Source organism: Ruminococcus sp. YE282 (assembly GCA_900101355.1).
Lineage (GTDB): Bacteria > Bacillota > Clostridia > Oscillospirales > Acutalibacteraceae > Ruminococcoides > Ruminococcoides bromii_A.
In genome coordinates, this window is sequence record FMUV01000013.1 from 41,354 (window position 1) to 61,497 (window position 20,144).

The 20,144-nt window shown below is 39.2% G+C and carries 22 protein-coding genes and 1 pseudogene; 22 read left to right on the forward strand and 1 reads right to left on the reverse strand.

Translation table 11 applies throughout. The annotated features are described in order from the left end of the window. Positions 1-4: 4 nt before the first annotated feature. The 22 genes from BLP46_RS06065 (at position 5) to BLP46_RS06170 (ending at position 19,747) form a co-directional block, all read left to right on the forward strand. The gene (locus tag BLP46_RS06065) at positions 5-1,177 is read left to right on the forward strand and encodes a hypothetical protein (RefSeq protein WP_092977261.1); all 1,173 of its coding nucleotides are present in this window, start codon (positions 5-7) and stop codon (positions 1,175-1,177) included. Further along, positions 1,161-1,574 carry a hypothetical protein gene (locus BLP46_RS06070; RefSeq protein WP_092977263.1) on the forward strand — a complete coding sequence of 138 codons (414 nt, stop codon included), beginning with the start codon at positions 1,161-1,163 and terminating at the stop codon, positions 1,572-1,574. The genes BLP46_RS06065 and BLP46_RS06070 overlap by 17 nt, the downstream gene beginning before the upstream one ends. A gap of 12 nt (positions 1,575-1,586) precedes the next feature. Beyond that, positions 1,587-2,018, forward strand: a complete 432-nt coding sequence (locus tag BLP46_RS06075; protein ID WP_092977265.1) for a dUTP diphosphatase — start codon at positions 1,587-1,589, stop codon at positions 2,016-2,018. Beyond that, positions 1,996-2,421: a hypothetical protein gene (locus BLP46_RS06080; RefSeq protein ID WP_143000460.1), complete on the forward strand. Its 426-nt coding sequence runs from the start codon at positions 1,996-1,998 to the stop codon at positions 2,419-2,421. The genes BLP46_RS06075 and BLP46_RS06080 overlap by 23 nt, the downstream gene beginning before the upstream one ends. Positions 2,422-2,657: 236 nt before the next feature. After that, positions 2,658-4,289, forward strand: coding sequence for a recombinase family protein (locus BLP46_RS06085; RefSeq protein WP_092977269.1), 1,632 nt, complete (start codon positions 2,658-2,660; stop codon positions 4,287-4,289). Positions 4,290-4,376: 87 nt separating this feature from the next. Then, positions 4,377-4,721, forward strand: a complete 345-nt coding sequence (locus BLP46_RS06090; protein WP_318259498.1) for a magnesium chelatase subunit ChlI family protein — start codon at positions 4,377-4,379, stop codon at positions 4,719-4,721. Between the two features lie 121 nt (positions 4,722-4,842). Further along, positions 4,843-5,037 carry a DUF1858 domain-containing protein gene (locus BLP46_RS06095; RefSeq protein WP_092977270.1) on the forward strand — a complete coding sequence of 65 codons (195 nt, stop codon included), beginning with the start codon at positions 4,843-4,845 and terminating at the stop codon, positions 5,035-5,037. After that, positions 5,037-5,705, forward strand: a complete 669-nt coding sequence (locus BLP46_RS06100; RefSeq protein WP_092977271.1) for a class I SAM-dependent methyltransferase — start codon at positions 5,037-5,039, stop codon at positions 5,703-5,705. The genes BLP46_RS06095 and BLP46_RS06100 overlap by 1 nt, the downstream gene beginning before the upstream one ends. Further along, positions 5,692-6,450, forward strand: coding sequence for a Nif3-like dinuclear metal center hexameric protein (locus BLP46_RS06105; RefSeq protein WP_092977272.1), 759 nt, complete (start codon positions 5,692-5,694; stop codon positions 6,448-6,450). Before BLP46_RS06100 ends, BLP46_RS06105 begins: the two co-directional genes overlap by 14 nt. Before the next feature lie 224 nt (positions 6,451-6,674). After that, a complete protein-coding gene (gene trmB, locus BLP46_RS06110; protein WP_092977274.1) occupies positions 6,675-7,340 on the forward strand; it encodes a tRNA (guanosine(46)-N7)-methyltransferase TrmB in 666 nt (221 codons plus the stop codon). A 17-nt stretch (positions 7,341-7,357) separates the two neighbouring features. After that, positions 7,358-8,698: an FG-GAP repeat domain-containing protein gene (locus tag BLP46_RS06115; RefSeq protein ID WP_092977276.1), complete on the forward strand. Its 1,341-nt coding sequence runs from the start codon at positions 7,358-7,360 to the stop codon at positions 8,696-8,698. A 31-nt stretch (positions 8,699-8,729) separates the two neighbouring features. Continuing rightward, positions 8,730-9,437 (forward strand): response regulator transcription factor, encoded by a 708-nt coding sequence (locus BLP46_RS06120; RefSeq protein WP_092977278.1) that lies wholly within the window; start codon positions 8,730-8,732, stop codon positions 9,435-9,437. A gap of 73 nt (positions 9,438-9,510) precedes the next feature. Continuing rightward, positions 9,511-10,977, forward strand: a complete 1,467-nt coding sequence (locus BLP46_RS06125) for a sensor histidine kinase (protein WP_092977280.1) — start codon at positions 9,511-9,513, stop codon at positions 10,975-10,977. Between the two features lie 132 nt (positions 10,978-11,109). Continuing rightward, entirely contained in the window at positions 11,110-12,102 is a 993-nt protein-coding gene (locus BLP46_RS06130) for a DUF1385 domain-containing protein (RefSeq protein WP_092977282.1), read from the forward strand. Beyond that, a complete protein-coding gene (gene prmC, locus BLP46_RS06135; RefSeq protein ID WP_092977284.1) occupies positions 12,099-12,950 on the forward strand; it encodes a peptide chain release factor N(5)-glutamine methyltransferase in 852 nt (283 codons plus the stop codon). The genes BLP46_RS06130 and prmC overlap by 4 nt, the downstream gene beginning before the upstream one ends. 129 nt (positions 12,951-13,079) lie before the next feature. Beyond that, positions 13,080-14,186: a recombinase RecA gene (gene recA, locus BLP46_RS06140; RefSeq protein ID WP_092977286.1), complete on the forward strand. Its 1,107-nt coding sequence runs from the start codon at positions 13,080-13,082 to the stop codon at positions 14,184-14,186. Continuing rightward, positions 14,186-14,797, forward strand: coding sequence for a regulatory protein RecX (locus BLP46_RS06145; RefSeq protein ID WP_092977288.1), 612 nt, complete (start codon positions 14,186-14,188; stop codon positions 14,795-14,797). Before recA ends, BLP46_RS06145 begins: the two co-directional genes overlap by 1 nt. Then, a complete protein-coding gene (rimO, locus tag BLP46_RS06150) occupies positions 14,794-16,122 on the forward strand; it encodes a 30S ribosomal protein S12 methylthiotransferase RimO (RefSeq protein ID WP_092977290.1) in 1,329 nt (442 codons plus the stop codon). The genes BLP46_RS06145 and rimO overlap by 4 nt, the downstream gene beginning before the upstream one ends. Before the next feature lie 61 nt (positions 16,123-16,183). Then, entirely contained in the window at positions 16,184-16,774 is a 591-nt protein-coding gene (gene pgsA, locus BLP46_RS06155; protein WP_092977292.1) for a CDP-diacylglycerol--glycerol-3-phosphate 3-phosphatidyltransferase, read from the forward strand. A 37-nt stretch (positions 16,775-16,811) separates the two neighbouring features. Then, entirely contained in the window at positions 16,812-17,477 is a 666-nt protein-coding gene (gene cysE, locus BLP46_RS06160) for a serine O-acetyltransferase (protein ID WP_092977294.1), read from the forward strand. 4 nt (positions 17,478-17,481) lie between these two features. Continuing rightward, positions 17,482-18,879, forward strand: coding sequence for a cysteine--tRNA ligase (gene cysS, locus BLP46_RS06165; RefSeq protein ID WP_092977296.1), 1,398 nt, complete (start codon positions 17,482-17,484; stop codon positions 18,877-18,879). Between the two features lie 70 nt (positions 18,880-18,949). Then, on the forward strand, positions 18,950-19,747 hold the full coding sequence (locus tag BLP46_RS06170) for a polysaccharide deacetylase family protein (RefSeq protein WP_092977298.1): 798 nt from the start codon (positions 18,950-18,952) through the stop codon (positions 19,745-19,747). Between the two features lie 269 nt (positions 19,748-20,016). On the opposite strand, the pseudogene BLP46_RS13540 reads toward BLP46_RS06170, so the two are convergent. Next, positions 20,017-20,144: pseudogene (locus BLP46_RS13540) on the reverse strand (IS256 family transposase); the annotation flags it as partial.

The following is a 20,144-nucleotide window of genomic DNA, read 5'->3' on the forward strand; positions in this document are numbered from 1 at the left end:
GTTTATGTCTATTTTCATACCGACAAGAATAAATGTGGGGTATCAAGAACGAAAAGATACTTACACGGGGAAATTAGCCTATATTATTTACTATGATGAGCGCGGCAAGTTGAGGAAAGAAACCTCTTGGCAAGGTTGGCGAGATAAAAATATCCCAAATAATGAATACGATAATGTTCCCACTGAGGGATTCGTATTAAACAAAGAAGTTGGCGGTTACAAAAGCGGCTGGGATTTTCGTCAAATTTATGCAAGAGTATATGACCCGCGAGGGTTTGAATTTGAGATAACAATGGAGAACCTTCTTTGGATTTTGGAATGTTGTAGCAGTATAAAAGGTAAGGGATTAGAGGGCGAATTTGTTTATGGTTACGACGGTGGCAACTTATTGCTGATACCAACAGATTCACCTGACTATCAAAAATTCATCGCCCAAAGTAAAGCTATACAAGACAATTTATTTGTAAAAGGTAGTGAATTGGTTGTTGGCGCAACATACAAAAGTCGCAATGATACAGAATATATTTATTTAGGTAGATATGATTACTATAAAAAGGAAGAAAATCATCTTATACAACAGTGTGTTGGTTCATTTTATAATCTAAGATATGAAGATGTCGGTTGGGAATATCCATTAGATAATAGTTGGCAAACTGATATATCATATAAACCCAAAACATATCGTTTTAGATTTAAGAATATGGGTAGATATTATTGGTTCGCGGAAATATGTACATCATATGGCGGAGAAAAATATTATCGTATCTCATCAACTAAAAGCGTCAGCAAACGCTTTTTTAGAGCAGAATCTAATCATCAAGATAAATATTCTGAATTGTATGAAAAAATGATTAAATTGGAAACATTTTCTCCGATAAAGTATTCCGAAAGTAAATTGATTTATATTCCATTCGATATATTTGAACAACAATGCAATAAATTGCAGAATAACGAAATAAACGATGCTTTGAACGTATCTACTTATAATGATGAGTATGGAATAGAAAAATATGTATATTTACGATATAACAAAGAAAAATCTACATTTTATCACAATGGTATAAACTTTAACACTATAAAAAGCGCATATGATAATCTAAAACCTTGTTTTGCAAAACATTATTTAGAAAACGGAAAGATACTGATAGAGGGGTATAATTATGGCTACGAAGAATGACGAAAGAATTATTGAATTAAAAAAGATAATTGAGAAAAAGCGCGAAGAACTTAACAATATGCACAGCAGATTCGCGCCAAAGACAAATTGCATTTTGCAACTCGATGGAGAAACGTACAACTTAAACGTGTCTACGCAGAATTTGACTTATCTGCTCGTAAAGATTAACGCGCTTATCAAATCCGCCGAGTCACTTAATATTCCTGCGGAAGATGTTATAATTTCTGGATTTGGTCTATCCGAATGGTTTGACGATATTAAATCCAAGAAAGACTCCGTTGATTACCGCGAAAAGAAACGTGAGCTTACTTCAATAGAAAACAAACTTAACAATTTGTTGTCCGACGATAAGCAAACAGAATTACAAATTGATTCTTTAGAAGCATTATTAAAATGAGAGGTATAAAATATGGAAACAATTAAGATTAAATATCATACAGATGAAATTGATAAAATTAAAGAAATTGCCGTCGGGGATTGGATTGACCTCCGCGCTGCTGAAACTGTCGCAATGAATACTGGCGATTTCAAACTGATTTCCCTCGGTGTTTCAATGAAACTGCCCGAAGGATATGAAGCACACGTTGTTCCTCGTAGCTCAACATTCAAGAAATGGGGAGTATTGCAAACAAATTCAATGGGTGTTATCGACAACTCATACAGTGGCACAAATGACATTTGGCGTTTTCCTGCGCTTGCTATGCGTGATACCGTAATCAACAAGAATGACAGAATTTGTCAGTTCAGAATTATGAAAAGACAACCAACTATTGAATTTGAAGAAGTTGATATTTTAGATTCAGTTGACCGTGGTGGATTTGGTAGTACAGGTGCTAACTAATATACAAGCTGCAATTAAAGAAATTCAAGAAAAGATAACCACAGAATCAGTAAGAACGTTAGATGAATGTCACGAACACTATTTAGCTGGCTTGTCGGACGCTCTTGGAATTATCGCAGATTACGCGAATAAAGATTTAACTGTTAGAAATACATATTATGTGGTTATGCCACAAGATGAAGCAACAAATAGAGTTATCAAAATGCGACTTTATAAAATCACGCAAAAATATAAAATGTATTATAACTTTACCGCTGACATAAACAATATGAGAAACGGAAACAACCTTACATTATCTAATCAACAGAGTATTAAAATGCGTGTATTCAAGACACGAGAAGAAACTGAATCTCATAAGGATATTATGGTTTGGCGTAGAGAATTAAGACGTTCTAATTGGTAATGAATAAATGAGCAAGAATGAATATATGAAAGTGACAAATAATCTAAACAGATTAAAACACTCAAAGCTAATAACAGAAAGCGAATATATACAAGCCTGTTCTTTGTTGGATAAGAGGTATTCAGAGTCACAAAAAAGAGAAATAAACTGATTGAATCGGGCGCGTTTTCCTTGCGCCCTTTTCTTATTTATGGTATAATGGTAATAGTAAAGAATATTACAGAAAGAGAGGATATATGGATGAAATAATCAAAGAGTTGGACATAAACAAAATCTATAAAGTTGTTTTTTATGCAAGGGTTTCAACAGAGGAAGAAAAACAAATCAATGCGCTTGAAAAGCAAGTTGAAGAACTAACATCTTTTATCCACTTGCAACCTAATTGGTTACTTGTTGACGGCTATATCGACGAAGGTAAAACAGGAACAACGTCTAAAGGCAGACACGAATACAACAGATTGTATAATGATATGTTGACAGATAATTTTGACATTATCGTTATTAAAGACATATCAAGAATGAATCGGAACACTGGCAATTATTACCAATTCATCAATCGTGTTGCAACCGAGGGCAAAAAACTGTATATGTTCCTTGATAGAAAGTTTTATACTTCTGATGATTCTTTAATCAACGGCATTAAGGCTATGATGGCTGAAGAGTATTCAAGGGATTTGTCAAAAAAGATTAACAGTGCTTCACAAAGAAGTATTGAAAACGGCGTAGCTTACGGTAACAGCAGAATCTATGGTTATATCAAAACAAAACAATCATTTGCTGTTGATGAAGAAGAAGCTAAAATAGTAAGACAAGTTTTTGAATGGTATGTTAGCGGATATGGATTTAGAACGATTCAAAAGAAACTAACAGAAATGGGTGTATTTTCTTCTACTGGTACACAATTCAGTTTATCAACACTGAAACGAATGATAAAAAATGAAAAGTATAAAGGGTTATTAGTCAGTGGTAAAACTCATTATAACTTTGAAACAAAGAAAACTGAAAGTGTGCCAAAGAGCAAGCGCAAATATATTCAAAACGGTATTCCTGCTATTGTAAGTGCAGAAATATGGGAAAAGGCAAATGATATTATTAAACAAAAAGCTATCACATTCAATACGTCCACAGGAGAAAAGAGAGGTAGTAACTCAACACCTTTCGCGCCAGAACAATCTGCATTAAGCGGTAAAATCTTTTGTGGTAAATGCGGCAAACCGTTTTGGCATAGCCCATATACAACCAAAGTAAATAAATTAAGACGTGATATATGGCTGTGTAGTACCTATAAATCTTGGGGAGTAAAGTATTGCAAAAACTATAATATAGAGTTTGATAAAATACTTAACGAAATTCGACAAATTCTTTTTATAGAGAACAAAAATTGTACAAGCATTAAAATCACCCTTGATATTCTTCGACAATCTCTTGACAGCGGCAAAGAAAACAGAATCAATACTCTAACGAAACAACTTGAAAAGCATAGAAAACGACTAAATAATTTAACTGATTTATTATTAGATGAGGTCATTAGTAAAACTGAATACATTTCTAAAAAAGAGGAATTTGCAACAAAGATTAACTCATTGCAATCTGAACTTGAAAAAGAATCAATCCAACAAACGCAGTTCATTGGCAAAGAAAAACGGTTGCAAGAAATCAAAACCTTTTTAGAAACAAGTGTTTCAGACTCCTCTGATATTACAGATGACGACATCAGAAAATTTATAAAAAGAATCACCGTATTTGATGAAAAAATTTTGGTTGAAACAGAAAGCGGTAATTCTTATAACATTGACCCAGATAATGTAAAACTCAAATTTATGCCACGAAATAAAGAGTATTTGCAGAAAATCAGGGCAAATAATTAAGAAAAAGTTTAACTCTATTTCAGTTTGTGACCGATAACAGATAGGTTCGATATTCATGTCGAGGTTCCGCCTGTAAAGTTTGACGAACTGCGAAGCACAGAAGTCACCGAGACTTCCGCTGAAATCAAAAAAAGAGTTGACCGAGCAAGAGAAATCCAAAGGGAACGCTTTAAAGACAGCAGCACCTTGTGCAATTCCAAGATTAATGCCGAGCAGTTTGAAAAGGTCTGTGTTATTGACAAAGAGGCTGAACGTACCCTGAAAAATTCTTTTGAAAAGCTCGGCTTGACTGCAAGAGCTTATGACAGGGTCTTAAAAGTTGCCCGCACCATTGCCGACCTTGATGAAAGTGAAATAATCCATTCCGATCATGTGCTTGAGGCAGTGCAATATCGCAGTCTTGACAGAAAATATTGGTCGGCAGGCGGATAACAGTAGACTAAAAATGACTATAAAATATTGTTTTAATACAATTATAATGTAAAAAATAAAGAATTTTATTTTTGACAGAATGTGTTATAATAGTATCAATAAAAGCAAGGAGGTTTTTATTATGGAAATAACAAAAGATTCTATCATCGGTGATGTTTTGGACAAGCACCCTGAAACAGCGGAGCTTTTCTTCAGCATCGGCATGCATTGTCTTGGCTGCCCTGCTTCAAGGGGAGAGTCAATTGCTGACGCCTGCACAGTTCACGGCGCAGACGCAGATGCACTTATTGAGGCTCTTAACAAGGCAATCGGCTGATGAGTACAGGCATTTCACATCTTGACAACAGATTGAGGCTTTGCGCAGAGTTTGTTAGAAACGGCGCAAAGTTTGCCGATATTGGCACTGACCATGCATATTTGCCTGTATGGCTGTGCCAAAACGGCAAATGCCCTTCTGCAATTGCCGCCGACATCAATCCTGAACCGCTCAAACGCGGACATGATACTGTTGTTGAAGCAAATCTGACGGATAAGATTGAAACAAGACTTTCCGACGGATTAAAATCAATTAACAGCGACGAAGCAGATGACATTGTAATTGCGGGAATGGGCGGAGAACTTATTGCCCGAATAATAGGCGACTGCGGTTTTTCTAAGGATAAATCAAAGCAATTTATTCTTCAGCCTATGACTAAGAGCGAGTATCTCATTGAATGGCTGTGCAAGAACGGCTACAAAATTTTAAAGCAAGATTGCTGTGTTGCGTCAAATAAATGCTATACGGTTATTCTTGCAAAATATACAGGTGATGTTACTGCGTATGATGAAACTTATTATTATATTGCAGAGCTTGATACCAAAAATGAAACACATCTTCGTTTTGTCAGAAATCATATAAACAGACTTCTCAAACAGGCAAACGGTGATGTGCGTTTTGCTGTGCTTGCAAAACGTCTTGAGGAGATAATAAATGACAACAATTAACAATATTTTGAATTTTTTTGAGACCTTTGCTCCGCTTGAAACCGCAATGAGTTTTGATAATTGCGGTTTGCTTGTCGGTGATAAAAATACAGTTGTTAAAAATGCACTTGTATCTCTTGATATTACAGAAAACGTGGTTGATGAGGCAGAGAAACTCGGTTGTGAGCTTATTATAAGCCACCACCCCGTTATTTTTAATCCGATTAAAAGCCTCGGAACAAATGATGTACCTTATAAACTTGCTTCAAAAAACTTATCCGCTGTTTGTATGCACACAAACCTTGACCTCTCCGAAAAATTCGGCGTTAATATTTGTCTTGCCAAAGCTGTCGGATTAAAAAATATTCGACGTTCGGAAATCGGAGATTGCCTATTTTTGGGAGAACTTGAAACCGCAACGGATATAGATGATTTTGCTCAAAAGGTGAAAAAGGCTCTCAACTGCAACGGACTCAGATATACTGCAATTAATAAGAATATTAATACCGTTGCTTTGTGTTCGGGTTCGGGCGGCGACCAGATTTTTGCTGCCGCAAAAGAAAATGCGGACGCATTGCTTACCGGTGAAATTAAACACCACGAAATCAATGCCGCAAACGCTCTCGGAGTGAGTATAATTGACACAGGGCATTACAGAAGTGAAGATGTTGTAATAAATCCGCTCGTTAAAATGCTTTCGGATGAATTTTCGGAAGTTTTGTTTACAAAATCGAAAACGTATAGCGATAATATTAAATTTATTTAACGCCATAGGCATTTTAACAAAATAATCGTTGCATAATTTGTTACAATTTGATATAATCTAAGTGCAAATATCCTTGACTCTATACTCGGCAGGAGCCGTTTAAGGAGTTGCAATCGGTCACAAGCTCTGTTTTTTGCAAGAAAAGCAAAGAGTTTCTCCGATTTAAATAAAATGTAATAATTTTTGATGTATGCGGTTTTATGCCATATACATATTGAGGAAATATGAGAATAAGAAAAAAGAAATGGGCTGAGCCGGAATTGTCCGTATGCGATTTTTTCGTGAAAAATCCCGAAGAATATGCGGGAAAATGGCAGTCAGCCTTTAAAAAAGAACAGCCGCTCGTGCTTGAAATAGGCTGTGGAAAGGGTTCCTTTGCAGGACAACTTGCACTTGAAAACCCGGACAAAAATATAATTGCTCTTGATATTAAGATTGATATGCTTGGCGTTGGCAGGCGTACAATTGTAAAAATGTTTGAAGAAAGCGGCAAAACTCAGGATGACATCACTAATTTGCTGCTTGTCAGATATAATGTTGAACAGCTTGATAAAATTATTAAGCCTGAAGATGAAATTGAAAGACTGTACATAAACTTTTGCAATCCGTGGCCGCGTGCAAAGCATAAAAAGCGCAGGCTGACATATTACAAAAAGCTTGAAATGTATAAAAGCTTTCTTAAAAAGGACGCAGAGATAAGATTTAAAACAGACGATGATGAACTTTTTGATGAAAGCCTTGAATATTTTGAACAAAGCGGATATGAAATCCTTTATCTTACACGTGATTTGCATGCAAGCGATGTGAAAGATAATATTGAAACCGAGCATGAAAAAATGTTCTCTGCAGAGGGAATCAAGATAAAATACTGCATATCCAGACAGAAATAATAAGGGAGGAAGGCAATTTGAAGCTGAAAACAGCTGCTGCGGCTGTAATCGCCACAGTTTTACTGATGTCTGCAAGCGGCTGCGATTTTACGGACTTCGGTTCGGAAAATATGCTTCGGCCGCCAAAATCTATGGGCGATGAAGCGGAAATCGAACAGCTTATTGCCGATACCGCAAAAGGAGATTATACGCTGAAATATCCCAAAAGCGGCAATTACAGAAGCGCAATTGTTATGACCGACCTTGACGGTGACGGCACATCCGAAGCGATTGCATTTTACCGTGAAAAGGGCAACACAACCAGTATACATATGCTCGTTATGTATGACGATAACGGAAGTTGGAAGTTGTCGTCGGATTTTGTGACCGAAACCACGGATATTGACTGCGTTGACTTTGCAAATGTTGACGGCAACGGTGCACTTGAGATTTTTGTCGGATATGCAACTTATTCGCCAAACGTTAACTTCTTATCGTGTTATTCTTACGGCGGCGGTACAACTCAGGCGATTACTGCCGGTCAGAATTATTCTGCGTTTTATTGCGGAGACTTAAATTCCGACGGAATGGACGAGGTTGTAACCCTTTCGCTTTACAGCACAGAAAACGAGGCACGTGCTTCAATGCTTTCGTATGACGCCGAAAAAAAGTCTATGTTTGCAAAGGCAACCGTTCCTATGGACCCGAACGTTGTTAAGTATAAGAATGTTACAATTTGTGACTTGGATAATAAAACAAAGGGAATAGTGGTGGACGGTTCGTTTGCAAGCGAGGAAATTAACACACAGGTTATCTACTATAACAATGAACTGTCGCTTTTAAGAAATCCTTTGTTTAAAGATAAAACTAAAAATTTGACTCAGCGAACAATACCTGTAATTTGCGCCGATATTAACAATGACCAATTGTACGAAATTCCGGTTGTTTCACAGCTTCCTCATTCGGGCAGTGAGGGAACCGAGACGGTGGCAGACAAAATCATATGGAATTCCTTTGATTTGGGAAGTGAAACTCTTGTTCAGAGTGTGAGTATGGTTGCAAACTATGATTTGAAGTATACTGTCAAGATGCCTGAAAAATGGCAAAAAGATACGGTTACCGCTCTGATTAACAGCGAGAATAATTCCACGGCATTTTACGAGTGGAAGGATGACGAGCTTGGAGATGAGCTTTTTGAAATCAAGGTTTTTGATGTTGCAAGCTGGGACAAGGGTCAGAATAAAGGAAACTATACCATTATATATAAAGATAACAAGTACGCCTATACTTTTGTAAATTGCAACAGCAAAAGTGAGTACGAATTGAGCGATGAAGAGATAAAAACTGCATTTTCCGTATTAAACGAACTTATTATATAAACGAATAACTAAACAAAGCGGAGGTTTTGATATGAAGAAAATATTAGTTTGCGAGGACGAAGCCGCAATACGCGATTTTGTGGTTATCAACCTCACACGTGCAGGCTATGATGTTGTTGAAGCTGACTGCGGCGAGGCTGCACTTCAAAAATATGACGAAAATAACGGCGATTTTGACATTGCTATTCTTGACGTTATGATGCCGGGAATAGACGGATTCCAGGTTTGCAAGGAGCTGAGAAACCGCAACGGCGGAATAGGCATTATCATGCTTTCCGCAAAGACTCAGGAAATGGACAAGGTTACAGGTCTTATGCTCGGAGCAGACGACTATGTTGCAAAGCCGTTTTCACCGAGTGAGCTTCTTGCAAGAGTAGATTCTCTGTACAGACGTGTTGCGCTTGCACAGTCTCACGCCGAAAATAATTTTAAGGAAGAATTAAAATCAGGCGAATTTACTCTTAACCTACGCAACCGTGCGCTTCACAAAAACGGAAAAATGATTGAGCTTACACAGGTTGAATTTCAGATTATGGAGTATTTCTTCTCAAATCCCGGTGTTGCTCTTGACAGAATTGATATTCTCAACCATGTTTGGGGAGACGCATATGTTGGCGAAGATAAGATTGTCGATGTTAATATACGCAGACTGAGAATGAAAGTCGAAGACGAACCGTCGAATCCAAAACACATTATTACGGTTTGGGGTCTCGGCTACAAGTGGGATTCGGGAGAATAACCGTTTACATAATTGCTGATTTTTATTCAGCATAACAAAGCAAATTTCAGGAGAAAGGAGGACTGCAACAAATATGTTTAAGGGCATTACAAAGCGTTGGATTTTAAACACTCTCAGCGTAATTTTAACCATTATCATTTTAATTGTTGTAGGCCTTATCTTTCTTGTTACATATATTTTTCAGAATAATGTAGAACAAAAACTTACATCTACCACGAATGAGCTATCGCTTGTGTTTTCAGGTTACACCAGCGACAGTTCTACTTCCTTTACTTCATCTGCACGTGATTATGTAGAAAATTTTGATAAAAAAGAGCAGATGGAGGTTATGGTTATAAATTCAACCGGAAGAATCGTTATGTCTTCAACAGGTTTTATTCCGACGGGTGACGAGCATTTGCCCGATTTTGATGAAGCCAAGACAAACGGTAACGGTTATGCCTTTTGGAGCGGAAAGCTAAGCTCAAACGAAAAGGCAATGAGTGAAACAAGAATCATTACCAACGACAGCGGAACTGCCGTCGGTGCGGTAAGATACATTGTTTCAATGGAGCCCGTAAACGAGCGCATTATGCTGGTTTCGGGTATGATTATCCTTGTCGGTCTCATAATTATAGCGCTTGTTGTGTTATCGGGAATTATGTTTATTCGCTCAATTGTAAAGCCAATCAGACGGCTGTCCGAAATTTCCGCCCAAATTGCGCAGGGAGATTTTTCGGCTTCCGAAAAGATTGAGCATAAGTATGATGATGAAATCGGCGACTTGTGCGATGCAATCAGCGATATGGCAAAAGATTTGCAGACGGCGGAACAAATGAAAAACGACTTTATCTCACGTGTATCACACGAGCTGAGAACTCCGCTTACCGCTATCAAAGGTTGGGCAGAGACAATGCAGCTTTCCGAAAGAGGAAAGCTTGACCGCAGAACTTTTGACAAGGGTATGAATGTAATAATCAAAGAAAGCGGAAGACTTACAAGCATTGTTGAGGAACTTTTGGATTTTGGACGAATCCAGAGCGGCAGAATGGTTTTGATGTGTGAAAAAATAGATATTCTTGCCGAGTTTGACGAGACGGTTTATATGTTAAAAGAACGGGCTGTCGAAGAGGGAATACACCTTTTGTATGATGACCCCGAGGCAATTTATCCTCCGGTTTACGGTGACCGAAACAGGCTGAAACAGGTATTTATTAATGTTCTTGACAATGCGCTTAAATATACGCCGAAAGGCGGCGTTGTTGCCGCTCAGGTAATATACTCCAAAGACGAGCCCGATGTTATTAAAATCATAGTAACGGATACCGGCTGCGGAATTTCTGCGGAAGACCTGCCAAAAGTAAAGGAAAAGTTCTATAAGGCAAACCAAACGGTAAGAGGTTCGGGCATCGGACTTGCCGTTGCGGACGAAATTATGAATCTTCACCACGGTTCGCTTGATATTGAAAGCGGAGAGGGCGTTGGCACAACGGTTACCCTTACGTTCCCGATATACAAAGAGGGTGAAGAAAATACCTTGCCCGAAAATGTTAAACTTTAGATTATTACAGCTAATCTGTAATCCTTTTTGCAATCAGAGCAGAGCATCGCTCCGATTTAATTAGTATAGAAAATGAGGCTGAGTTTTGTAAATAAGCTCAGATTGACTCTTAATATATAAAGGAAAGTGCTTATGTCTAAAAAAACTTCAACTAAAAAAATAACCTCAATCGGCGGCAGTGCCCTGATTGAAGGCATTATGATGCGCGGTCCGAAGCGTACAACGGTATGCGTAAGAACCGGAGAAGACGAAATATACAAAGAAGATATCAGCATCAATACCATACCGTCAAAGTGTGCTTTGTTCCGACTTCCGTTTTTCAGAGGAATTGCCGGTTTGATTGATTCAATGCGACTTTCTTACAAATCTCTTATGCTGTCGGCTGACAAAGCCGTTGAGGCAGGCGAGATTGAGGAAGAAGAACCTACAAAATTTGAAAAATGGCTTGATGACAAATTCGGCGATAACCTTGTTAAAATAGTCATGGTTTTTGCTTCAATCATAGGAATCGCTTTTGCCGTATTTTTGTTTTTCTTTTTACCGTCCTTTTTATTTGACCTATCATCAAACGTTGTGCCTGCCTTTAAAGAGGACAACAGCGATATGGTAGTATTGTGGAAATCCATTTTTGAGGGCGTTTTAAAATTAATTTTGTTTTTGGGATATATTATAATTGTGTCGCAGACAACGCAGATGAAACGTGTATTTATGTATCACGGTGCCGAACATAAAACTATTTTCTGTTATGAAAATGAGGAAGAACTTACAGTTGAAAACGTAAGAAAACAGATTCGTTTTCATCCTCGCTGCGGAACCAGCTTTATGGTAATTATGCTTATTATCGGAATTTTAATTGGACTCTTTGTTCCCGTTGCTCCGTTCGGAATCGGATTTTTAAGACCTGTATTCAAGATTCTTTTGCTTCCGGTTTCCTGCGGAATCGGCTATGAGTTAATAAAAATCTGCGGCAGACACGACAACCTTGCAACAAGGATTATTGCCGCACCGGGACTTTGGGCACAAAGGATTACAACCAAGGAACCCGACGACAAAATGATTGAAGTCGCAATTGAAGCAATTAAAGAAGTTATTCCGGACGACGGTTCCGATATTCTTTCAAAATGATAACACTAAAACAAGCATATCTTAGGTGCAGGGACACACTAAAAAATAATGGATTTGATGCTCCCGAATTTGAGGCGCATACTTTGGTTGAAGCCGCAACAGGATTTGACAGAACCAAGTTAACTGTAAACGGCAATGCCGAACTCAGTGCAGATAAAGAGCAGACGTTAATTGCGTACACGCAAAAAAGGCTTTTGCATATTCCGCTTCAATATATAATAGGAAGCTGGAATTTTTGCGGTTTTGACTTTTATGTCGGAGACGGCGTGCTTATTCCTCGTGACGATACCGAAGTTTTGGTAGGTCTTTGTAAAAAGTTTTTGCAAAACAGACCTAATAAAAAAACAATTGACTTATGTGCGGGCAGCGGAGCAATATCTGTTGCATTAAATAAACTTTGCAATGCAGATGTGACTGCGGTTGAACTAAGCGACAAAGCATTTATATTTCTTCAAAAGAATATACAGTTGAATAATGCCGACATATCGCTTGTCAACGGAGATGTTTTTGAATGTCACAAGGACTTTGATGACGGTCAGTATGATTTGATAGTGTCAAATCCCCCTTATATAAAGAGAAGCGAGTTAAGCACTTTGCAGAAAGAAGTGCAGTTTGAACCCAAGATGGCGTTGGACGGCGGGGAAACAGGGTTTGATTTTTACGAGGCAATAATAAGACTGTGGAGCAGTAAACTGGTTTACGGCGGCGCACTTGCCTTTGAACTTGGAGAAGGTCAGGCTGATTATGTCAAAAGTCTTATGAAGTCGGCAGGGTTTTCAAATATACGAACAGAAAATGATTTTGGCGGAACTCAAAGGGCTATAATCGGGACAATTATTAATAATTAGAAAATTTGTTCGATTTTTTTATCTCTGTTTTATTGCAATTTTGAATAAACTACATTATAATAACTTATGACGAACCGCTGAATTGCGGTATTTGCTGTCCCATAAATGGGATATTTGGAGGTATATAATATGGCAGTTGACAAGATGAAGGCTCTTGAAACGGCTCTTACACAGATTGAAAAGCAGTTTGGCAAAGGTGCGGTAATGCGCCTTGGCGAAAACAAGCATATGAATATTGAACACATCTCAACAGGTTCACTTTCCCTTGACATTGCGCTTGGAATCGGCGGACTTCCAAGAGGAAGAATTGTTGAAATCTACGGTCCTGAATCTTCGGGTAAAACCACTTTGTCGCTTCACTGTATTGCCGAAGGACAAAAAAACGGAGGAAACGTTGCTTTTATCGACGTTGAGCATGCGCTTGACCCTAATTATGCGGCAGCTTTGGGCGTCGATGTGGATTCTCTTTTGGTTTCACAGCCTGACACAGGTGAAGACGCTCTTGAGATTGCCGAGGCTCTTATCCGAAGCGGCGCCATTGACGTTATTGTTATTGACTCGGTTGCCGCACTTGTTCCAAAGGCAGAAATTGAAGGAGAAATGGGCGACAGCCATGTAGGCTTGCACGCAAGACTGATGTCACAGGCACTGAGAAAACTGGCCGGTGCAATTTCAAAGTCGAACTGCGTAGCTATTTTTATTAACCAGCTGCGTGAAAAGGTCGGCGTTGTTTACGGTAATCCCGAGGTTACAACAGGCGGCCGTGCGTTAAAGTTTTACAGCTCGGTGCGTATAGATATAAGAAGAGTTGAAACAATCAAAGTCAACGGTGAGATGATTGGTTCTCACACAAGGGCAAAGGTTGTTAAAAATAAGATTGCTCCGCCTTTCAGAGAAGCTGAATTTGATATTATGTACGGTGAGGGCATATCCCGTGAGGGAGAGCTGCTCGACCTTGCGGTTAAGGCTGATATTGTTCAAAAAGCAGGTGCTTGGTTTAGCTATAAGGGCAACCGTCTCGGACAGGGACGTGACAAGGTTAAGGCACTTTTAAAGACCGATACAGACCTTGCAAAAGAAATAGAAGACGAACTTTGGGCTAACATTGATAAACTTTATGAGCGCAGAAAACCTGCTCCAAAGGCTAATATTACAGCGGCACCGGCTGCCGAACCGTCGGCGGCAAAGGTTCCCGAAGCAGGCAAAACAAATATTGACGTACTTGTTGACGACTGATGCTTATTACTGCAATTGAGCCGAGAAGAAAGGCTATGAGTGCGCTGTATCTTGACGGCGAATATGTGATGAATCTTGACACACGAACATTAATAGAAAACCGTTTTGACGTCGGTAAAGATATTGATGACGAAGATTTGCACGAGATTATCAGGCTCAGCAATGAAAGACGTGCAAAGGAAAAGGCTCTTTGGCTTATTTCTTACCGTGACCATTCAAAAAAAGAACTTGCCGATAAGATAAAGCGAACCTGCGACGAGAAATCAGCCGACAAGGCTGTTGAGCGCATGGAGGAGCTTGGTCTTGTAAATGATGAAAGCTATGCGCTTCATTATGCACAAAAACTGATTTTTACAAAGCATATGTCCAAAAATGCAGTTGTCTATGAGCTTGCACGAAAGGGCATTGATAAAGAACTTGCGGCTGAAATCCTTGACGAAATTGAGGTTGACAGCAGCGAACAAATCAGGATAATAATAGATAAAAAATATAAGAATATCAGCGATGAAAAAATCAGACGCCGTGCCGTTGCTGCTTTGCAAAGGCTTGGATATCGCTGGGATGAAATTAAAGGCGTCATTGAAGAATACGCAGAGGATGACAGCATATGAATTATAAAGTCGGTATTGTATCGCTTGGTTGTGCAAAAAACCAGGTTGACGCCGAAATGCTTTTGTTTACACTGAAAAACAAGGGCTTTACAATTGTAAATGACCCTGCACAGGCAGACGCAGTTATTGTAAATACCTGCGGATTTATCGATTCTGCAAAGCAGGAAAGCATTGACGAAATTATTGAACTTGGCAAACTAAAGCGTGAGGGTACAATTAAAGCTATAATTGTTACAGGCTGTCTTGCCGAAAGGTATCAAAATGAAATCACAAAGCAGCTCTATGAAATTGATGCGGCAATAGGAATCGGTGCCAACGAACAGATTGCAGACATAGTTTTGGAAGCTCTTAAGGGCAAAAAAGCAGAAGTCTTTCCGGATAAAGTCTGTCTTCCGCTTGAGGGTGGAAGAATCCAATCCACACCTTCATACACTGCGTATCTTAAAATTGCAGAGGGATGCGACAATCGCTGCACTTATTGTGCAATACCGATGATTAGAGGTCGTTTCAGAAGCAGAAAACCCGAAAATATCATTGAAGAAGCAAAAACTCTTGCTAAAAACGGCGTTAAAGAAATTAACGTAATTGCACAGGATACAACAAGGTACGGTGAAGACCTGTTTGGCGAGCCTTACCTTGCAAAGCTGTTAAGACAACTTTGCCAAATTGACGGTTTGGAATGGATAAGAGTGTTGTACTGCTATCCCGACAGGCTTACCGACGAGCTGATTGACACAATCGCAGAGGAAGACAAAATTGTTAAGTATATAGATTTGCCTCTTCAGCATTGTAACGGTGAAATTCTAAAGAGAATGAACAGACACGGCGACAGGGAAGTGCTTACGGAACTGCTCAATAAAATCAGGACCAAAATTCCAAATGTTGTTTTGCGTTCAACCTTTATAACAGGATTCCCGGGCGAGACTGACGAACAGTTTGAAGAGCTTGCCCAATTTGCCAAAGATATGAAGTTCCAAAGACTTGGCTGTTTTGCATATTCTCAGGAGGAAGATACCCCCGCCGCACTTATGCCGAACCAGGTTGACGAAGAAATCAAGCAAAAACGTGCTGACATTATTATGGAACAACAGCAAAATATTATGGCTGAGTACTGTGAAAGTCTGATTGGTTCGGATGTAAAAGTGCTTGTTGAGGGATATGACAAGCTCGCCGAATGTTATTTTGGAAGAAGCTATGCAGATTCTCCGGAGGTTGACGGCTGTGTATTTTTTACCTGTCCCGATGAGAAACCGGAAATCGGAAGTTTTGTAAATGTTAAAATCACTGATTATACATGCTGCGACCCTGTTGGTGAAATGGTTTAGAATACAAAAGCAAATTTATTATTCTATTTCAGAATTAATTTAAATATTAGAAGGCAACAAAATGAACTTACCAAATAAACTGACATTAGGACGGATAATTCTTGTGCCTCTTATGGTGGCGGCATTGCTGATAGATTTTCCGTTTAATAACCTTGTGGCGTTGATAATTTTTGCCGCTGCGTCAATTACAGATTTGCTTGACGGAAAAATTGCACGCAAACAAAATCTTGTAACTGATTTTGGCAAATTTGCCGACCCGTTAGCGGATAAAATTCTTGTGCTTGCCACACTTTTGTGCTTTGTGCAAAACGGATATTGTGACTGCGTTGCCGTCATAATTGTGCTGTTCAGAGAATTTTCCGTTACTTCAATAAGATTGATTGCAGCCTCAAGCGGTGAAGTAATTGCCGCAAACATTTGGGGCAAGGCAAAAACCGTTTCTCAGATGATTGCCGTCATTGCAATTTTGGTTATGCAGTTTGTTTTGGATTTGGCAAACGATACGAATTTGATTTCTGCTCAGGCAGAAAGTATTATGAATTCCGCTTTTGGAATTGCAGGAGAAGTTTTGGTTTGGATTTCGACTGTTTTTGCCGTAATTTCGGGAGTTATATATATCGTACAGAACAGAAGATTTATATCTGAAACCTGATACACTCTGAGATTATATTTTATTCGGAAGTGATGATTTGTTTGATACTTTAAAATCTGATATTAACGCCATTCTTGAACGTGACCCAGCCGCAAGAAGCAAAGCCGAAGTGTTTTTCCTGTATTCGGGTTTTAAGGCGGTAAGGTCCCACAGAAAGGCTCATTGGTTTTATAACCATAATCATAAATTTATAGCACGGTGGATTTCTCAGCGCAGCAGACATAAAACCGGCATTGAGATTCACCCTGCCGCAAAAATAGGCAAAGGTTTGTTTATTGACCACGGAATGGGCGTGGTTATCGGCGAAACCACCGTTATAGGCGACAACTGCACGATATACCAAAATGTTACGCTTGGCGGAACAGGCAAAGACACCGGAAAGCGACACCCAACACTCGGTAACAATGTTTTGGTTGGTTCGGGCGCAAAGGTGCTCGGACCGTTTAAGGTCGGCGACAATGCGAGAATTGCCGCAGGAGCCGTAGTGCTCAGCGAAGTTCCTGCAAACGCAACTGCTGTGGGTGTGCCCGCAAGAATAGTTAAGCTTAACGGTATCAGAAGCGAAACTCTTGACCAAATTCACGTTTCTGACCCGGTAGCTCTTACGCTGTGTAATTTTGACCACAAAATCACTATGCTTCAAAGGCAATTGACAGAGTTGAAAGAATTAAAAGAGTTTGAAAAGTTAAACAACAAGGAGTAAGCAAATGGTTTTATATAATTCTCTTGGACAGTCAAAACAGGAATTTGTTCCTCATACACCCGGAAAGGTTAATATGTACACCTGCGGTCCTACTGTTTATCACTATGCGCACATAGGAAACCTCAGGACATATATTATGGAGGACGTTCTTGAAAAGTATCTCAGATTTTCAGGCTATGACGTAAATCGTGTAATGAACATTACCGATGTGGGACATCTTACAAGCGACGCTGATACAGGCGAAGATAAGATGCTCAAGGGCGCCAAGCGTGAACATAAGACCGTGCTTGAGATTGCAAAGTTTTATACAGACGCATTTTTCTCTGATTGTGAAAAACTAAATATAAAACGCCCCGATGTTGTTGAACCGGCTACAAATTGTATTGATTTGTTTATTGAAATGATATCAAAATTGCTTGATAAGGGATATGCGTATATTGCCGGCGGAAACGTTTACTTTGATACTTCAAAGCTAGAGAATTATTATGTCTTCGGAAATATGAATGAGGACGACCTTGCCGTCGGTGTGCGTGACAGCGTTGAAGAGGATAAAAATAAACGCAATAAAACTGACTTTGTTCTCTGGTTTACAAAATCAAAGTTCGATTCGCAGGAACTTAAGTGGGAAAGCCCCTGGGGACTTGGCTATCCTGGTTGGCATATTGAGTGCTCCTGCATAAGCTATAAGCACAACGGCGAGTACCTCGACATTCACTGCGGCGGAGTAGATAATAAATTTCCTCACCATACAAATGAAATAGCACAGAGCGAAGCGTTTCTCGGTCACAAGTGGTGCAACTATTGGTTCCACGTTCTTCATTTGAATGATGCAAGGGGCAAGATGAGTAAGTCTAAAGGTGATTTTCTTACTGTTTCTCTGCTTGAGAAAAAGGGTTACAATCCTCTTGTTTACAGGATGTTCTGCCTGCAAAGCCATTACCGCAAGCCTCTTACTTTTTCATATGAGAGTCTTGACAATACTGCAACGGCTTATGATAAGCTCAAAAAGCGTATTGACGCTCTTTCATTTGACGGCGAACCAAACTTAGAAGAAGCAAAGCCGCTTATTGATAAATTTAAGGAAGCTCTTGATAACGACCTCAACACTTCTCTTGGCTTGACCTGTGTTTATGATGTGCTTAAAGCCGATGTAAGCGACGCTACAAAGCTTTATTCTATCGGTGAGTTTGATAAAGTGCTGTCGCTTAACCTTATTGACAGCGGCAACAATACTGAAAATGCTTCTGAAAGTAATGCGGAAATTGACGAGCTCATTGCCAAAAGAACAAAAGCACGTGCTGAAAAGGATTGGGCTACCGCCGATGCAATCAGAGATAAGCTGAAAGAAATGCACGTAGTTATTGAAGATACCAAAGACGGAATTAAATGGCACTTTGAATAATTTTTGCTGAAAATTTATTCGCAAAGCATATAAAAAAATCCCCTTCATATAATCTAATGGAGGGGATTTTATGCGTTTACTTATATTGACAAAACGTAAACTTATTTCAATAGGTTTTTGCTTACTTACAGGGATTTTGGCGGCAACCGTTGCAATTTCATCAACAGTAAAGACAGTCCAGACTGCAAACACGCCCAGAGAAATCCCCATTTATCACGTTGATACGGATAAAAAACAGGTGGCATTATCGTTTGACGCCGCCTGGGGTAATGAACAGACAAATACGCTTCTTGACATACTTGATAAATATGAGGTTAAGACCACGTTCTTCCTTGTGGGAGCTTGGGTTGACAATTATCCCGAGAGCGTGAAAGATATCGCAGACAAGGGTCACGATATAGGTAACCACAGCAACACTCATCCTCATATGACTCAAATGTCATCATCTGATATGACTAAGGAAGTTGAGGAGTGTAACAAAAAGATTGAAGAAATAACCGGTTGCAGACCAACGCTTTTCAGAGCACCGTACGGCGATTATAATAACGATGTTGTAAAATCTGTAAACGGGTGCAATATGTACTGTGTTCAGTGGGATGTCGATTCGCTTGACTGGAAAGACCCGACCCCACAGCAGATAACCCAAAATGTACTTAAAAAGCTTCAGGACGGCAGTATTATACTTATGCACAACGGTGCCAAAAACACTCCCGAAGCACTGCCGATGGTAATCGAGGGAATCAAGGAAAAGGGCTACGAAATCGTGCCGATTTCCGAAATACTTTTAAAGGGCGATTATTACACAGACGTTAACGGTAAGATGTGCGCCAAAGAGAGTGAAACCACTGTTTCTGAAAATAGCAACTGAATGTAGCTTTAAACATTTAAAACATTGACCGGGCAATCTAAAGTGGAACTGCCCGGTCATGTTATTTGTTTATTCAACTTAAATAGGGCAACCCATAAAATTTTGTGTAAATAATAATCCTTCAAGCAATAACAGAATACAGGATTGCGGTTGCAATCAGGCTTTCTGATTTGCCCCGTGTCAACTTTTCATTCCTGTCTGCGGAATGTTATGCATGCCAAAGCGTGAATAACATTTTGCAGACAGGAAATTCTATTCTCAGGGGCAAATCAAGCAGGTATTCTGGCCTCAAATATTATTGATAACTGGCTTAAAACTACATCCCAGTTTCGACATCTTTGTGTCCAGCGTTCGACAATTTTTTGAGACGCTAAATACAACATTTTGCGCAGGCTGT

Bases quoted from the DNA above. Each gene is read 5' to 3' on its own strand.
- BLP46_RS06065 (WP_092977261.1), top strand. From the start codon at position 5: ATGTCTATTTTCATACCGACAAGAATAAATGTGGGGTATCAAGAACGA.
- BLP46_RS06070 (WP_092977263.1), top strand. From the start codon at position 1,161: ATGGCTACGAAGAATGACGAAAGAATTATTGAATTAAAAAAGATAATT.
- BLP46_RS06075 (WP_092977265.1), top strand. From the start codon at position 1,587: ATGGAAACAATTAAGATTAAATATCATACAGATGAAATTGATAAAATT.
- BLP46_RS06085 (WP_092977269.1), top strand. From the start codon at position 2,658: ATGGATGAAATAATCAAAGAGTTGGACATAAACAAAATCTATAAAGTT.
- BLP46_RS06095 (WP_092977270.1), top strand. From the start codon at position 4,843: ATGGAAATAACAAAAGATTCTATCATCGGTGATGTTTTGGACAAGCAC.
- BLP46_RS06100 (WP_092977271.1), top strand. From the start codon at position 5,037: ATGAGTACAGGCATTTCACATCTTGACAACAGATTGAGGCTTTGCGCA.
- BLP46_RS06105 (WP_092977272.1), top strand. From the start codon at position 5,692: ATGACAACAATTAACAATATTTTGAATTTTTTTGAGACCTTTGCTCCG.
- trmB (WP_092977274.1), top strand. From the start codon at position 6,675: ATGAGAATAAGAAAAAAGAAATGGGCTGAGCCGGAATTGTCCGTATGC.
- BLP46_RS06120 (WP_092977278.1), top strand. From the start codon at position 8,730: ATGAAGAAAATATTAGTTTGCGAGGACGAAGCCGCAATACGCGATTTT.
- BLP46_RS06125 (WP_092977280.1), top strand. From the start codon at position 9,511: ATGTTTAAGGGCATTACAAAGCGTTGGATTTTAAACACTCTCAGCGTA.
- BLP46_RS06130 (WP_092977282.1), top strand. From the start codon at position 11,110: ATGTCTAAAAAAACTTCAACTAAAAAAATAACCTCAATCGGCGGCAGT.
- prmC (WP_092977284.1), top strand. From the start codon at position 12,099: ATGATAACACTAAAACAAGCATATCTTAGGTGCAGGGACACACTAAAA.
- recA (WP_092977286.1), top strand. From the start codon at position 13,080: ATGGCAGTTGACAAGATGAAGGCTCTTGAAACGGCTCTTACACAGATT.
- BLP46_RS06145 (WP_092977288.1), top strand. From the start codon at position 14,186: ATGCTTATTACTGCAATTGAGCCGAGAAGAAAGGCTATGAGTGCGCTG.
- rimO (WP_092977290.1), top strand. From the start codon at position 14,794: ATGAATTATAAAGTCGGTATTGTATCGCTTGGTTGTGCAAAAAACCAG.
- pgsA (WP_092977292.1), top strand. From the start codon at position 16,184: ATGAACTTACCAAATAAACTGACATTAGGACGGATAATTCTTGTGCCT.
- cysS (WP_092977296.1), top strand. From the start codon at position 17,482: ATGGTTTTATATAATTCTCTTGGACAGTCAAAACAGGAATTTGTTCCT.
- BLP46_RS06170 (WP_092977298.1), top strand. From the start codon at position 18,950: ATGCGTTTACTTATATTGACAAAACGTAAACTTATTTCAATAGGTTTT.